Here is a 14,259-nt window from a genome sequence, read left to right as displayed (position 1 = left end):
AACCGTAATTAGCTCTTCTTCTTGATGGTGCAACCGATTGCCCTGGTAAAGTTAGGCTCAGGACGCTGCCCGTTTATTAAGGCGTTGATGGCGTTGGCAAGGTATTTTTCCTTTACCTCCGAGGCATCCTGATAGTTGTCATCAATAGCGCCGATGTAAGCCACTTTCAATTTATCACCTACGCGCTCCAGCAGATAAACATGGGGTGTGCGGGTTGCTCCGTAATGCGGCAAAACCTTTTGTCCTTCGTCAAACACATAAGGAAAGGGGAATTCCTTTTCCTTTGCCCTGACCTGCATGAGTTCGTAAGAATCCTGCGGCTGAACCTCAGGGTCATTCGAATTGATGGCGATCAGGGGAAACCCTTTGGGAGCAAATTCATTGTGGAGCGCAATCATACGGTCCTCGTAAGCAACGACATAAGGACAGTGGTTGCATGAAAAAATGACGATAAACCCTTTGGCATCGGGATAATCGGCCATTGAGATGTATTTACCATCCACATTCTTCAATTTAAAATCAATTGCTTCGTCACCTATCTGATAACCTTGTGCAAAACTGGCCACAGCCAGGAAAAGTATACCTAAGAAAATATTCACTCTTTTCATCGTAATTTATTTTAGTTTAATAATGGTTTAATTATTGCTTCGAGTTCTTCCAGATGGAACTCCTGCTCGTAAAAGCCCCGGAATCCGTTGGAATAAATTAAGGTTGCAGGGATAGCACCGGTCCATTCCTCACTGACCAGCGGTATCCACCGATTTGAATCAGTATCGTTCAGAAGGATCACCTCACTCTTCATATCCATCCGCTCCACAAAAGGGATTACCCTGCTTTCCAGTTGATTGGGAAAATCAAGGCTAACAAACAGCACCTTGACTTTTTGATCCTTGTATTTTTCATTAACAGACTCAAAGACCGGGATCTCCCGAACACAAGGAGCACACCAGGTAGCCCAGAAATTCACCACATAAATCGTGTCATTCTCAAAATAAAGCCTGGGCTCAAAATCGTCAAAGTTTACCATCCGGATGGCCTTGTCATCGCCGGCAAATGCATTTTGAATACCACCAGCAAGGATTGTCAGGAATGCAAATATCTGGAAAACTCTTTTATTCATACAGGAAGAGGTTGTAAACTGTTTTTAATAAGCCCACGTTAGAGGTAAAGTATAAAACAAGATAATTAAATGATTGTTTGAAGAGAAGAGATCTTTTTTTAGGTAAAAAACAGAAACTCCAATTAAAGCAAACCAATTATTTTCCATAAAACCTTAATGGCCAGTTATTCTTTTAAAAACACCGGGACCATTTTTTTTCCTCAGGGAATTAGTCCCACCCAAATCAGGCATTTGGAGTAATCCGGGTCATAGTTAATACGGAGTTTATTCGGTTTAAACCGAATAAACTCCGTATTAACTCCGTATTAACTATGAAGGTGGTATTTAAATGGCATTGATATGCAATGACTTGCATAATAATTAGATAAGTATATTTGACCGGTTTTAACGCCAATAAAAAAGCCGCCTACAACTTTTTTGCTGAGGCGGCCTCTTAAGAATTTACCAGAAAACCTTACTTGGCGTATGCCACAGCACGGGTTTCCCTGATCACGGTAATTTTAATTTGTCCGGGATAGGTCATTTCGGTCTGAATCTTCTTACTCAGGTCGTAGGAAATCTGCTCTGCATCTTTATCGGAGACCTTTTCGCTGCCTACGATCACCCTGAGTTCGCGACCTGCCTGAATGGCGTAGGTTTTAACAACCCCGGGATAGGACAATGCCAGCTCTTCGAGGTCGTTCAAACGCTTGATATAAGATTCGACCACTTCGCGCCTTGCACCCGGCCGTGCGCCTGAAATGGCATCGCACACCTGGATGATGGGCGAGATCAGGCTCGTCATTTCCACTTCGTCGTGGTGGGCACCAATGGCATTTACTATTTCAGGATTCTCCTTAAACTTTTCGGCAAGTTTCATGCCCAGCAATGCATGGGGCAGATCCGGTTCGTTGTCGGGCACTTTTCCGATATCGTGAAGCAGTCCGGCGCGCTTGGCAAGCTTGGGATTCAGTCCCAGTTCGGATGCCATGGTGGCGGCCAGGTTGGCCACTTCTTTCGAGTGCTGCAACAAATTCTGACCATACGACGAACGGTATTTCATCTTTCCAATCATCCGGATCAGCTCATGGTGCAGGTTATGAATGCCCAGGTCAATGGCGGTACGTTTGCCTACCTCAATAATTTCCTGGTCAATTTGTTTCTTTACCTTGGCCACCACTTCCTCTATACGGGCCGGGTGAATCCGGCCATCGGTAACGAGTTTATGCAAAGAAAGGCGTGCAATCTCGCGGCGCACCGGGTCAAATCCGCTCAGAATGATGGCCTCGGGGGTGTCATCCACAATAATCTCGATGCCAGTGGCGGCTTCCAGTGCCCTGATGTTACGGCCTTCCCTACCAATGATACGGCCTTTTACTTCATCATTTTCAATGGGAAAAACAGAAACGGAATTTTCTATGGCCACCTCAGTAGCCGTACGTTGCAGCGAGTGGATCACCAATTTGCGGGCTTCATTATGCGCGGTCAATTTGGCTTCATCCATCATGTCCTTGATAAACACCTGGGCATCAGACTGGGCTTCAGCCTTGAGGGTCTCAACCAGTTCTGACTTAGCTTCCTGGGCTGAGAGGCCACTGATCGATTCAAGTTTTTCAAGCTGCTGTTTGTAAGTTTTCTCCAGTTCAATTTGTTTGCGTGAAACAATTTCGATCTGGTTGTTGAGGTTTTCCTGAAGGGCATTCAGCTCTTTTTGCTTTCGCTGATTGTCCTCCATTCGCTGAGAATAAGCCAGTTCTTTCTGCTTTAATCTGCTTTCGGAAGCATTGATCTCCTGGTTTTTCTCAAAAACAAATTTTTCATGCTCGGATTTCAGCTGGAGGAAATTTTCCTTTGCCTGCAGCATCTTCTCTTTCTTGAGCACTTCGGCTTCTGCAACTGCATCTTTCAGGATGTGCTGGCTTTTTTTGACGATCGTATTCCGCATAATTGTGCCGGCGATCAGGCCACCCAAACCGAGCGAAACCACTGCAACAATGCCAATGATTAATATATTCATATTTGCCTGTTAGTTTGTTAAATAAATAAAAAAACCCGCAATTAATTCAAGGAGGTTTATAGAAACCCCAGTAATACAGGCTTAGGGGGCTGGCGTTTTTCGAACGTCCACTGTCCACTAGGGACCATCCAGGGCGAACCATGGACGGTGAGGCCTGTTCTAGAAACACCAAACGGGTCCCTAAAGTTTAATTGTGTTGAGTTTCACAAACGTATTCTTGAATTAATGCGGGTATACCAAGAATATTTTCAAAGAACGTTAGCTTTCTTTCAGATGGTCGTCCAATATCCGTTCAAGTTTTTGCAGTTTTTCATTCAGCAATGCCTGCGTGCCCGTTGCCTGCTTTACCCCCAGGCTTTCAACGGCGAACTGCAGGGTCACCATGGCCAGCAGGTCTTGTTTATCGCGGAATGCGTATGCACTGCCATATTCTGTCATTTTTTCCCGGATCAGCCTTCCGGCTTCCCGAAATAATTGTTCCTCCTCTTCACTTTTTACGCTGAGCCGGTAAGGGCGTTCAGCAATTATTACGGATATTAACTGTTCCTTCATGAATGCCAGCAGGGCTTATCTGTTTAAAAGCGCATAACACTTCTCGATCTCCCGCAATAAGTCGTTCACTTTTTGCCGGGCATGGTTCGAATCTTCCTTTCCGAGGGCAGAGCTGATCTGGTTGTTCGACAAGCGTTCTTCCAGTTCCCTGATTCGGGCGGACTGCTCGTTGAGTTTATCCTTAAACCCTTGCTGATCTGTCTCAAGCCGGATGATCTTCTCCTTCAGTTGCTTGTTGCGTAAGATCAGTTTTTGGGTTTTGTTGATAATGCCCTCAACGGTAAGCCCCAATTCGTCCATTCCTTTTTGGCATTAAGCGTTGCCACAAATGTAAAATATTTCCACTAATTTATAAAGAATTTTTGACTCGCCCAAGCAAATTAAACAAATGTCCGAAAACACTTTTTGGATTTTTGGAAAAATTTTTCAAACTTTAGTCTCTGAATTCTGATTAGCAAGCTGACACCCCGAATGAAAGAAGAATTTATATCATACCTGTGGAAAAACAAACTTCTTTTTCCAGAGACTTTATTTACCATTTCGGGCGAGCCAGTCTATATACAACATCCCGGCCAGGAAAATCACGACGCAGGCCCCGACTTTTTTGCTGCCCGTATTCGCATCGGGCCGACCCTTTGGGTGGGTAATGTTGAGATACACATCCGGAGTTCACACTGGCATCTGCATGGTCATCAGGACGATCCCGCTTACGATAATATTATCCTTCACTTGGTGTATGAACATGATCAGGAGATCAGGAGTTCGAAGGGCGAGGTATTCCAGGTCCTTGAGGTAAGGGATTATTTCGACCCCAGACTGCTAAAGAATTACGAAAGGCTCCAGGCATCAAAGGCTTGGGTCCCCTGTGAAAAGCAAATACAGGGGGTGGCAGGGCTGGTTTGGAATAACTGGTTGAACCGCTTGCTGGTGGAGCGCCTGGAAATGAAATCGGAGGAAGTCTTGCATTTCCTCGAATATTTTGGGAACGATTGGGATCAGACCTTCTTTTTCCTGCTGGCCCGCAATTTTGGTTTTAAGGTCAATGCAAGCCCGTTTGGCCTGATGGCGCAGCGAACCCCACACAACCTCCTTGCCCGTAACCGTGACAATCTGACCACTTTGGAAGCCTTGCTCTTTGGGCAGGCTTCACTGCTTAGCGAGGATTTAAAAGATATTTATCCCCGAACCCTCCTGAAGGAATACCGACACCAGGCCATTAAGCACGACCTGAAACCCATCGATCGCGGGCTATGGAAATTTGCCCGCCTCAGGCCGCTCAACTTTCCAACCATCCGCATTGCCCAGTTCGCCATGCTTTTCCATCAGTCGGGGCACCTTTTCAGAAACCTACTGGAAACCAGGAAGGCTAACGACATCCAGCGGCAGCTGAGAGTTCAGGCTTCCCCCTATTGGAACGAGCATTATGTATTCGACAGGAAAACGGCCAGAAAAGAAAAACCCCTGGGAAAAGACGCCATCAACAATATCATCATCAATACGCTGGCGCCGGTATTATTTATTTATGGCAGGCAGAACATGCGGCAGGACCTTTGCGACAAGGCCATGGACCTCCTGCAAGGCACACCCCCTGAAAATAACGCCATCATCCGGAACTGGAATTCCATAGGAGTAAAAGCACAGCACGCTGCAGATACCCAAGCCCTGATAGAATGCAAAAAATATTACTGCACCCCAAAACGTTGTCTCCACTGCCCTATCGGGCATTTGATCCTGAAAGGGGCTTAGGGGCTTATTCCTCCACCCGGATCGCGTAAGTAAGGTCTATGGCCCTGACTAGGGTAGCACTCACCCCGCAGTATTTTTCTTTGGACAACTCAACTGCCCGCTCCAGTTTTTCCATGGGCAGGTCCTTACCTTTAAAAACATAGGAGACGTGCATGGAAAGATAATCCTTGGGCAGTTCATCCCTCAGGTTCCCCTCAACAGAAATGGTCAGACCATCAATCTTTACCCTCATTTTATTCAGAATATCCACCACATCAATGGCCGTGCATCCGGCCAAAGAAACCATCATTAAGGATTTGGGACGCAAGCCCCGGGGCTTTTCCGATTGATCCAAATTGGCATCGATCATGACTTTCTGTCCGTCGTTGTCCACTTCAAAGACCATATCCTCTAGCCATTTTAATTCAACAAATCTTTTCATAAATAAAACGATTTAAATATCCCTTGTCATGAACCAGACAATGAGCTTGCAGCCAACGGGAAAATGATTTTTATCTGGGTTCCTTCCTTCGACTGTATTTCCAATTGACCACTTACCTGGTCACTTACCAAAACATCCACCAGGGAAAGACCGTTGGTTTGGCCATTGTGAAAATCAAATTTTTTGGGCAATCCCTTTCCATTGTCTTTTATGCGAAGGTGGCAAAACCCTTCCTCCTGGAAAAAGTCGATGGCAAGCAGCGGAGGCTTAATCTCTTCTTTTCTCCGTCCGCGTGCTTGAAAAGCATGCGCCAGGGCATTGCTGATTAATTCGTTGACAATGATCCCCAAAGGGATTGCATGGTCAATATCGAGGAAAACCTCGGAGAGGTTTAGCTCAAGACTGACTTCTTCATCCGAGGGGTAAAAATCGATCAGCTGGCTGACAAGCAGCCTCAAAAATCCAGAGAAATCCACTTCGGAGTAATTCAGTGAAAGATACAAGTGATGGTGCACGAGCAGAATGGCTCGGACACGCTGGGCCAGTTCCCTGAACTTCTGATTGACCTTCCGGGGGTTTTCCTTGCTTATCTGGGCATTGATCAGGGCAATGATCAGATTCATGTTGTTCTTGACCCGGTTATGGATTTCGTTGATCAGGACTTCTTTCTCAGCGATATCTGACTTGATCTTCTCTTCGACTTTCAGGCGTTCGGTCATCTTAACCTGCAGTTCTTTATAGGAATTGGCAAGCTGATCAGTCCTTTCCTTTACCCTTGCCTCAAGCACTTCACTCAGGCTCCGCAGTTTATTCTCAATCTGCTGGCGTATCAGGATTTCATTACGCAATTTGATGGACTCGCGATTATCCTGTCCATAGACCATTAATCCCAGGACATCATCAAAGGCATCTTTTACCAGTGAAAACGACACATTCACGGCAATGTACTCGCCACGTGAAGAACGAAGGCTGATTTCAGCCGGGCCGGAAAAGCCATTAGAAGTAGCCCACTCCAGGTAATTCTCCAATTCGCGTTCTTCTGCAAAGAATTGGATAACCTTTTTACCTTCCATCTCTTTACTGCGCAATTGCAGCAACCCAGCCGTAAAGGCATTTGTTTTGGTCACGCGGCCCTGTAGGTCGCAGAATAACAAAACCTGGCGGGTTTGACCAATGACCTGTTCAGCGGCAAGTGACGGGGTCAGGGCAAAAAACCTCAGGCGCAAAACGCCATAAGCTACCCCGCCCAACCAAAAAATCGAATAAATGTGCGACAGATGGTTTATCCCCCAAATGCTCCCCATAGGAAGGATGAGGTCGGACAAAAAGGAAAAGAAAAGGGATACAATCAGGGGGTAAAAAATGAACCTGAACTGGGCAATTTCAGCCGGTCGGCGCATTCCTTTTCTCCAAATTAAAAGGGAAAAAATGATAAGAACGTTGGTCAGTAAAAAAAAGAAGAATGCACCCAGTGTAAACAAGCTGTTTGATGGCGAATTTTCAAACCAGTTGATAAAAAAAACATGATCAATTTTTTCAGGATTGGTCAAAAGATAAACAACTAACAGCAATGCGTATAAAAAGGCAATTCTGAAAATCCATCGCTTGAACCTGTTGTTACGCGGAAAATCGGTAAGGCCCGAAATAAACCTTACCAAGAACGGGACATAAAGGAATGCCCCCACCACGGAAAAAGGGAACAGGAAATACCCCCCAAACATTTTGCTGGAAGGGTCGTGGAAGACATGTCCGAAGGACCAAACAGCAAGTCCCAAGGCAACGAAAAAGAACCACCGGTTCAGGCTTGCCGAAGGGTTCTTCAAAAACACAAAGAAACCCATCTCCAGGTACAAGACCAAGACAATAATGGACATTATGGAAATCATGTTGAAGGTCATGGTATACAAAGGCCCATTAAGTATTGAATTTTAAAATAAAGGAAGTCCCGAATGAAACCCTTTTGGTTAAACGGCCCTTAAGATGGTCTTTGACAAGAACATTGACCAGTCCCAGCCCGCTAGAACCTTCAGAATTATTTTGCCTTTTCCCATCAAGCCCTATCCCATTATCGCTGATTAACAGGGTATATTCATCCTGGCGTTTGTAAAACTCAACATTTATCGTTCCAACATTTAATCCTGTTCCACCAGAACCTTCCGATTTCGGGAAGGCATGCCTAAGGGCATTGGTCAGTAGCTCACTGTAAATAATACCACAAGGGATAGCCTGATCAATTTCGAGGCATTCATTGCCAACATTCAGCCGGAAAATGATGTTTTTGCCAGCGCCCTGATTTGCATAAATCTCACCGGTGGTATTTTTAATGAAATCGCTGAAATTGATCCTCGAGAGGTTGGCTGAGGAATAAAAGTCCTCATGAATGGCAGAAATACTTCGGATTCGCTCAGCAATGCGTCGCAATTTCTCCCGGGAATTGGGATCTATATCCTTGTGCGTGCCCATCATATTGGTGAGCGAGATAATGATCTGAATATTGTTCTTGACCCGGTGGTGGATCTCTTTTACCAATTGAACTTTTTCTTCAAGATCGGCCGAGATCTGCTGTTCGGCCCTTTTCCTTTCCAGGATCTCCTTTTTAAGGCGCTCATTGGCATCAATGAGTTCCCGGGTCCGTTTTTCTACCAACGACTCAAGGTCCAGCCTGATCTGGGATATTTGCTGCTCATTGCGGGCCCGCTCAGCAAGCTCTTCCTGCAGTTTTTCCTTCTGGCGTAAATCAAGTCCCAAAATTACCAGGCCAAGATAATTTCCCAGGTAATCATCAATCCGGATCAGGGAAAGCACCACGGGAATGGGGGAACCTGTTTTTGGGTTCAACCGGGTGGATATCTCGGAAACGACCTGATTGGAGCGGAGATTCCTGGCATTTTCCTGGATAATGGAAAAGTCTGCAAAAATCTTCCCGGGCTCAAGACGCATCAATTCATAGCTGTTATACCTTAGGTTTTCAAGGCAATACCGATTGGCTGCATAGATTGAATTCTGCTGGTCGAAATAAAAGACAAACTCCTTAAGATGATTGGTAATCAACCTGGAAACTACATCAGAAGTAAAAGTTTGCGGTCGCAGGCTCACCACCGACAAATAAAGACCTACCCCCATGGGGAGGGCGGTCACTTGTGCCAAGGGAGGTACGATGGTATTGCCCAGAAAAGGGAAAAGAAGATTGGTAAGCACACTGGCAAAGAAAAATACAAGAATCCCCGCCAAAATGGCCCTTACCTGTCTCCGCTCACGATTCTTTTGAAGGTTCTTTTGCCACCTGAGCAATATCAACAAACTAATCAATGCCGAAGACATCAGGAAAAATACAAAAACATAAAACCACGGTGTTTCCCTATTGATTGAATTGAATAAAACCTGATCCTGAAAATAGAATATCTTGATGGTTTCAGGCTCCAGGTTAAACCTCAGAAAGGATAATAGCGCCAGGGGCAACAAAAAATACCAGATGCCTTGCTTTAATCTTTTATTGTCAGAATTGGAGAGCAGGTATAATAACCAAACCACCCAAACGGGGAATGTAGTCCAGCCAATAGAAGCAAACCGGTCGAACAGGTAGGCCTGTTCCACGGAAGTAGCCAAATTCATAAAAAAAGAAAACAAGGCAAAAATAGAAAAAGAAAGGGAAAACAGGGCGAACCCCGTTCTTTCCCTGGAATGTTCCAATAAAAAGTAAGCGTAAACAAAAGCCTGGATAAAAAGCAAAAAACTCACCAAGGAGAGAAATGCATAAACGTTCATATTCCAGACACTTTGAAGGATTACCTAAAAAAAAAGCAACATCAAATATCAGATAATTTTTCGAGTTAAGGAAATTATTCCCCTGGCATACCAACAAAAAGCCCCGAATGGCAGACCATCCGGGGCTTTAGAAAAGATAAAGGGAAAACTAATCTTCCAGGTCGGCCAGGAAGCGTTCGGCTTCAATTGCAGCCATGCATCCTGAACCTGCTGCTGTTACAGCCTGGCGGAAAACGTGGTCCTGAATGTCGCCTGCGGCAAACACACCCGGGACATTCGTTTGGGTGCTGTCGGACTTGGTGATCAGGTAACCGGTCTCATCCATATCAAGCTGTCCTTTAAAAATCTCACTGTTGGGCTTGTGGCCGATGGCCACAAAGAAGCCTTCAATGTCAAGCTTGCTTTCCTTACCAGTCTTAACGTTTTTCAGGATGGCGCCGTTCACGGTTTTGTCCCCGACAATTTCCTGGGGTACCGTATCCCAGATCACTTCAATATTGGGGGTTTTCATCACGCGGTGCTGCATGGCCTTCGAAGCCCTTAACTCATCGCGCCGGTGAATCAGATATACCTTCTTGGCCAGTTTAGAGAGGTAGGAAGCCTCTTCGCAGGCGGTATCCCCTCCTCCAACAACAGCCACATCCATGCCTTTGTAAAAGAAACCATCGCAGGTGGCACAGGCTGAAACACCAAAGCCATTAAATTTCTTTTCCGATTCCAGACCCAGCCAGCGGGCGCTGGCCCCGGTAGCAATGATGAGGGTCTCTGCAAATACCTCATTGGTCTCATCAACGGTAACTTTGAAGGGACGCTGCGACAAATCAACCGCTGAAACCAGGCCCCAACGGATATCTGTGCCAAAACGTTCGGCTTGTTGCCGGAAATCCTCCATCATCTGCGGGCCCTGGACCCCTTCCGGATATCCGGGATAGTTTTCAACCTCTGTGGTGATGGTCAACTGCCCACCAGGTTGCAAACCCTGATAAATAACGGGATGAAGATCCGCACGGGCTGCATAGATGGCAGCTGTATAACCAGCAGGCCCACTGCCTATAATCAGGCATTTAATCAGTTCTTTATTCTCGCTCATGCTTTTTCCTTTTCTAAATGATTTTTAATTTTTTGCAAAATTAAAATAATTATCCCACGGAAATATATTAATATTTGTTAAAGCCTTGAAAGCCTTACTTTCCCCTTGGTTTCAGAATAAACCCAATCTTAATATTGTTGAAAAGATAACCATCATACCGGGTATCGACCGGTGCAATTCCATCCAGGTAATTAAAAGAAGTGTAACGATAACCAAGTTCATATCCGATGACCACCCGGCTACCTACCAGCCCGGAAAGCCCTATGCCAAAAGGAATAGCAGGCTGAAGCTTGGAAAAACTGCCCTCGGTATCAACAGTAAACCCCTCGGGATCATACAAGTTAAGGTTATTGCTGAAGAGGGCCAACCCGGCAAAGGCGTATATATCGAATATGTTCACAGAAGCCAGTGGTGCATAGAAAGCCAGGCGGGCATTGAATTCCACCAGGTTATTCTCAAAGGAGTACCCTTCATAAGGTCCCAGTGTATTATCTCCCTCTCCTGACACCCTTCCGTAATCAAAGCCAAGACTAAGGCCAAACCAGTCAACCATGCGCAATTTGGTATAAAGCCCTAAAGTAAAGCCAGGGTTTTTCACCTGGAATTGCAGGGATTCGCCAAAGCCTAAACCTTTGCTGCCCTGCAGATCAGTAAACCCATGGGCGGTCCCAATATTGAAGCCAAATTCACGGCTTCCAACGCCAAAATACCTGTCACGGTGCGACATGCGAAGTGATGGTTTACCCTGGGCCCTGGTCTGGGTGAGAATACTTGGGGAAGGTGTTCCCCGGCTGCTCCCCAGGCTCCCTGCCCTTAGGCTGCTGGAATTGGGTGCCTGGTATGATTGACTGCGGCTGCCGGTGTGCCTTCGCGATTGGCTAATTTTGCTGGCCTTTGATGAATTTGGCTTATCTGGTGAATCCTCTGGATAGTATTCCGGATCCTCAAAAACGAGGGTAAGGGCATCAGTAACCTCCGAGTTGTTGACTTGATCCATTGCTGAAAGCCCCCGGGCCGGGGCTATCCAATTATCGGCAAAAGCATCTGAACGGGCAGTGATTACCCCTGAAAACAACAGTAAAACCAGAACAAACAGTTTCCTCATAACAGAAAAAGATTAGGGTTTACTTCCCCATCCTGGGGCTGAAATAATAGCCCAGGTTAATGGCGTTAAAGAAATAGGAATCTTTGGCAGGCCCTGGTGGGGGCGCCTCTCCATCTAAGTAGTCAGTAAATGTTTTACGCCAGCCCACATTAAAACCAATCTTGAAGTTCGACTCGGTGGTGTAATGAAACCCAAAGCCAATGGGGATGACAGGTTGAACAGGAATGTAATTCTCAGAAATATCAATGATGCCAAGGGAATCAGCAAGAACAGGATCGTGGTAAAGGGCAGAAATCCCAGCAAATGCATAGAGGTCAACCGGAATGTTTAAAACGCGCTTTGGCAGGTAAACCTCCATTTTCAGGCCAAGTTCATACAGATCATTCTCAAAATAATACCCCCTGCCGTAGCGGGAAGAGGTCACAGGCGAAAGGCTGTCGGCCCCGCCGATACGGCCATAATTTAAGCCCATATTTACAGCAAACAATTCAGAAAACCGATAGCGGGCAAAGGCTCCAAGATGTACCCCGGTGGCCTGCCATTGCACATCGAGGAACAGGATGCGCGAAGCATCACGGGTCCCCCCAATATCGGCAAGCGAATGAGAAGAACCAATGCTCAGACCCGCATCCCAGCCCCTCGACTTGCTCAGCATCACTTCACGCAGGGAAGTAAAAGGCTGGCTGGGCACTCCCGTGATGGGAATATTGGGCCGGGTCTGGCCAATTAAATTGGAGTAACTGCTAAGAAAAATGATTGCGGCAATAAATAAAATTCTCTTCATTGTTTGATTTTAAGAATCATTTTTTGCTTCCTGCGTTGATGAGGTTTTTCCACCCGTTTCAGGCCTGTTTGGTTGGCCGGAGATCAGACCGGAGGTAAAATCACTGTAAAGTTATAAAAAAAGGAATGGCTGAAAAATGCATTATTTTATTACAACGCACAAGAATAAAGAATATTTGGTACGGTTTTCGATATAATCATCCGTAGTTCGCTTGTTAAATCTTAAATTTGTTATAAAAATTATGCTAAATAGCATTCATATGAAAAAAATCGGAAAATATATTTTCTTTTTTGTCCTGGGAGCATCTCTTTTGTTCTTCAGTTCATGTAACAAAAAAAACAAATCACTGGTTACCACCACCTCTGGAAGAAATATGGAAGAAGTTATGGAACTCCCCCTGCCCCAGCGCAACAACCTCTTTGCATTCGATTTGCTGAAAGCCATTCCCGAATACAAGGAGAACTTCATTATTTCGCCCTTCAGCATTTCATCGGCCCTGGCTATGACTTATGCCGGCGCTGATGGAAAAACCAAGGATGAAATGATGGCTACCCTGTATTTTGATCCAGAACAGGAGCGCTTCCATCCTGAATACAGCAACTATATGTTGCGTCTGCGTGAGCTGGCCGGCGACAAGGTTCAGCTCAATATTGCCAACAACCTCTGGGCGCAACAGGGATATCACTTCCGTCCCCAGTATTTCGACTTGCTGGAGCGCAATTACGGCACAACACTTAACGAGGTAGACTTCTATCGCGGAGACCGTGAGCAGATCCGCCTCGACATCAATCAGTGGGTATATGATGAAACCCGCGAAAAGATCAGCGACCTGATCCTCCCGGGAATCCTTACGGAGGATAGCCGCCTGGTACTGGTCAACGCGGTTCACTTTTTTGGACCCTGGGCAGTGGAATTTGACAAAAACATGACCCGCCAGGATTACTTTACCAACATAAACGGGGAACGGCAACTAACCGAATTTATGTTCCGCACCGACAAATTGCCCTATTTCGCCAGCGATCAAATGGAAGCCATTGAACTGTCCTACGACGGGGGTGATTTTTCGATGCTGATTTTCCTGCCCAAACAAGGAATCAGCCTGCCTGAACTGGAAGCAAATCTGACGGCAGACGACTTTATTGCAGCCATTGCGGGCATGGAAGAAAAGGATGTTCATGTGATCGTACCAAAATTCAAAGCCGAAACCAAAACTGACCTGGAGGACCTGCTGGCTATGATGGGTATGCCCCTGGCCTTTTCAAACAAAGCCGATTTCAGTGGCATGACCGGTGAGATGGATTTGAAAATTGACAAGGTAATCCATAAAGCCATGATCGAAGTGGCAGAGGAAGGCACTGAGGCGGCAGCAGCTACTGCTGTAGTCATCATTCGTAAAACTGCCATCGCTCCTGACGAAGAACAAAATATCACCTTCAAGGCCGATCGGCCCTTCCTTTATTTTATCAAGGACAACCGCTTCAACAGCATCCTGTTCATGGGCCGTCAGTTGAAATTCTAAGGATCAAAAAGTAAAATAAAGGATAGTGCCCGGACCCTTAAGGGGAAACAGAATATCAGAAATAATATAAGTAAGGGACCCGGGCGGTTTTCAAATCGGATACACCCCCGACAGATCCCAGTAAGTATTTTGATCAGTTACAAACCATAACAGACAAATGG

13 protein-coding genes are annotated in these 14,259 nt (G+C 45.8%); 2 read left to right on the top strand and 11 right to left on the bottom strand.

The window, feature by feature from the left end; translation table 11 throughout:
• Positions 1-8: 8 nt before the first annotated feature.
• From V2I46_00105 to V2I46_00085, 5 genes are all read right to left on the bottom strand, one after another.
• On the bottom strand, positions 9-608 hold the full coding sequence (locus V2I46_00105; protein ID MEE4175886.1) for a thioredoxin family protein: 600 nt from the start codon (positions 606-608) through the stop codon (positions 9-11).
• A gap of 11 nt (positions 609-619) precedes the next feature.
• Positions 620-1,120, bottom strand: coding sequence for a TlpA family protein disulfide reductase (locus tag V2I46_00100; GenBank protein ID MEE4175885.1), 501 nt, complete (start codon positions 1,118-1,120; stop codon positions 620-622).
• A gap of 454 nt (positions 1,121-1,574) precedes the next feature.
• Positions 1,575-3,116: a ribonuclease Y gene (gene rny, locus V2I46_00095; protein ID MEE4175884.1), complete on the bottom strand. Its 1,542-nt coding sequence runs from the start codon at positions 3,114-3,116 to the stop codon at positions 1,575-1,577.
• A gap of 258 nt (positions 3,117-3,374) precedes the next feature.
• Positions 3,375-3,668 carry a cell division protein ZapA gene (locus V2I46_00090; protein ID MEE4175883.1) on the bottom strand — a complete coding sequence of 98 codons (294 nt, stop codon included), beginning with the start codon at positions 3,666-3,668 and terminating at the stop codon, positions 3,375-3,377.
• A gap of 15 nt (positions 3,669-3,683) precedes the next feature.
• Complete coding sequence (locus V2I46_00085; protein ID MEE4175882.1) at positions 3,684-3,968, bottom strand: hypothetical protein; 285 nt, start codon at positions 3,966-3,968, stop codon at positions 3,684-3,686.
• Positions 3,969-4,139: 171 nt separating this feature from the next.
• Here V2I46_00085 and V2I46_00080 point away from each other — a divergent pair, with 171 nt between their 5' ends.
• Positions 4,140-5,414 carry a DUF2851 family protein gene (locus tag V2I46_00080; protein ID MEE4175881.1) on the top strand — a complete coding sequence of 425 codons (1,275 nt, stop codon included), beginning with the start codon at positions 4,140-4,142 and terminating at the stop codon, positions 5,412-5,414.
• Between the two features lie 4 nt (positions 5,415-5,418).
• Here V2I46_00080 and V2I46_00075 read toward each other — a convergent pair whose 3' ends face one another.
• The 6 genes from V2I46_00075 to V2I46_00050 form a co-directional block, all read right to left on the bottom strand.
• The gene (locus tag V2I46_00075) at positions 5,419-5,835 is read right to left on the bottom strand and encodes an OsmC family protein (GenBank protein MEE4175880.1); all 417 of its coding nucleotides are present in this window, start codon (positions 5,833-5,835) and stop codon (positions 5,419-5,421) included.
• A gap of 26 nt (positions 5,836-5,861) precedes the next feature.
• Positions 5,862-7,709, bottom strand: a complete 1,848-nt coding sequence (locus V2I46_00070) for a histidine kinase dimerization/phosphoacceptor domain -containing protein (protein ID MEE4175879.1) — start codon at positions 7,707-7,709, stop codon at positions 5,862-5,864.
• A 40-nt stretch (positions 7,710-7,749) separates the two neighbouring features.
• A complete protein-coding gene (locus V2I46_00065) occupies positions 7,750-9,600 on the bottom strand; it encodes a histidine kinase dimerization/phosphoacceptor domain -containing protein (GenBank protein MEE4175878.1) in 1,851 nt (616 codons plus the stop codon).
• A 148-nt stretch (positions 9,601-9,748) separates the two neighbouring features.
• A complete protein-coding gene (trxB, locus tag V2I46_00060; protein ID MEE4175877.1) occupies positions 9,749-10,690 on the bottom strand; it encodes a thioredoxin-disulfide reductase in 942 nt (313 codons plus the stop codon).
• 94 nt (positions 10,691-10,784) lie between these two features.
• A complete protein-coding gene (locus V2I46_00055; protein MEE4175876.1) occupies positions 10,785-11,795 on the bottom strand; it encodes a DUF6089 family protein in 1,011 nt (336 codons plus the stop codon).
• Between the two features lie 19 nt (positions 11,796-11,814).
• Positions 11,815-12,579 (bottom strand): DUF6089 family protein, encoded by a 765-nt coding sequence (locus V2I46_00050; GenBank protein MEE4175875.1) that lies wholly within the window; start codon positions 12,577-12,579, stop codon positions 11,815-11,817.
• Between the two features lie 259 nt (positions 12,580-12,838).
• Between V2I46_00050 and V2I46_00045 the strand changes: the two genes are divergently transcribed.
• Entirely contained in the window at positions 12,839-14,098 is a 1,260-nt protein-coding gene (locus V2I46_00045) for a serpin family protein (protein ID MEE4175874.1), read from the top strand.
• Positions 14,099-14,259: the final 161 nt, after the last annotated feature.

Source organism: Bacteroides sp. (genome assembly GCA_036351255.1).
Classification (GTDB): domain Bacteria; phylum Bacteroidota; class Bacteroidia; order Bacteroidales; family UBA7960; genus UBA7960.
Note: the sequence above shows the minus strand (reverse complement) of the source record. Positions and strands in the feature narration are given on the sequence as shown.

Excerpts from the sequence above, each read along its gene's own strand:
- V2I46_00105 (MEE4175886.1), bottom strand. The coding sequence starts at position 608 with ATGAAAAGAGTGAATATTTTCTTAGGTATACTTTTCCTGGCTGTGGCC.
- V2I46_00100 (MEE4175885.1), bottom strand. The coding sequence starts at position 1,120 with ATGAATAAAAGAGTTTTCCAGATATTTGCATTCCTGACAATCCTTGCT.
- rny (MEE4175884.1), bottom strand. The coding sequence starts at position 3,116 with ATGAATATATTAATCATTGGCATTGTTGCAGTGGTTTCGCTCGGTTTG.
- V2I46_00090 (MEE4175883.1), bottom strand. The coding sequence starts at position 3,668 with ATGAAGGAACAGTTAATATCCGTAATAATTGCTGAACGCCCTTACCGG.
- V2I46_00085 (MEE4175882.1), bottom strand. The coding sequence starts at position 3,968 with ATGGACGAATTGGGGCTTACCGTTGAGGGCATTATCAACAAAACCCAA.
- V2I46_00080 (MEE4175881.1), top strand. The coding sequence starts at position 4,140 with ATGAAAGAAGAATTTATATCATACCTGTGGAAAAACAAACTTCTTTTT.
- V2I46_00075 (MEE4175880.1), bottom strand. The coding sequence starts at position 5,835 with ATGAAAAGATTTGTTGAATTAAAATGGCTAGAGGATATGGTCTTTGAA.
- V2I46_00070 (MEE4175879.1), bottom strand. The coding sequence starts at position 7,709 with ATGTCCATTATTGTCTTGGTCTTGTACCTGGAGATGGGTTTCTTTGTG.
- V2I46_00065 (MEE4175878.1), bottom strand. The coding sequence starts at position 9,600 with ATGAACGTTTATGCATTTCTCTCCTTGGTGAGTTTTTTGCTTTTTATC.
- trxB (MEE4175877.1), bottom strand. The coding sequence starts at position 10,690 with ATGAGCGAGAATAAAGAACTGATTAAATGCCTGATTATAGGCAGTGGG.
- V2I46_00055 (MEE4175876.1), bottom strand. The coding sequence starts at position 11,795 with ATGAGGAAACTGTTTGTTCTGGTTTTACTGTTGTTTTCAGGGGTAATC.
- V2I46_00050 (MEE4175875.1), bottom strand. The coding sequence starts at position 12,579 with ATGAAGAGAATTTTATTTATTGCCGCAATCATTTTTCTTAGCAGTTAC.
- V2I46_00045 (MEE4175874.1), top strand. The coding sequence starts at position 12,839 with ATGAAAAAAATCGGAAAATATATTTTCTTTTTTGTCCTGGGAGCATCT.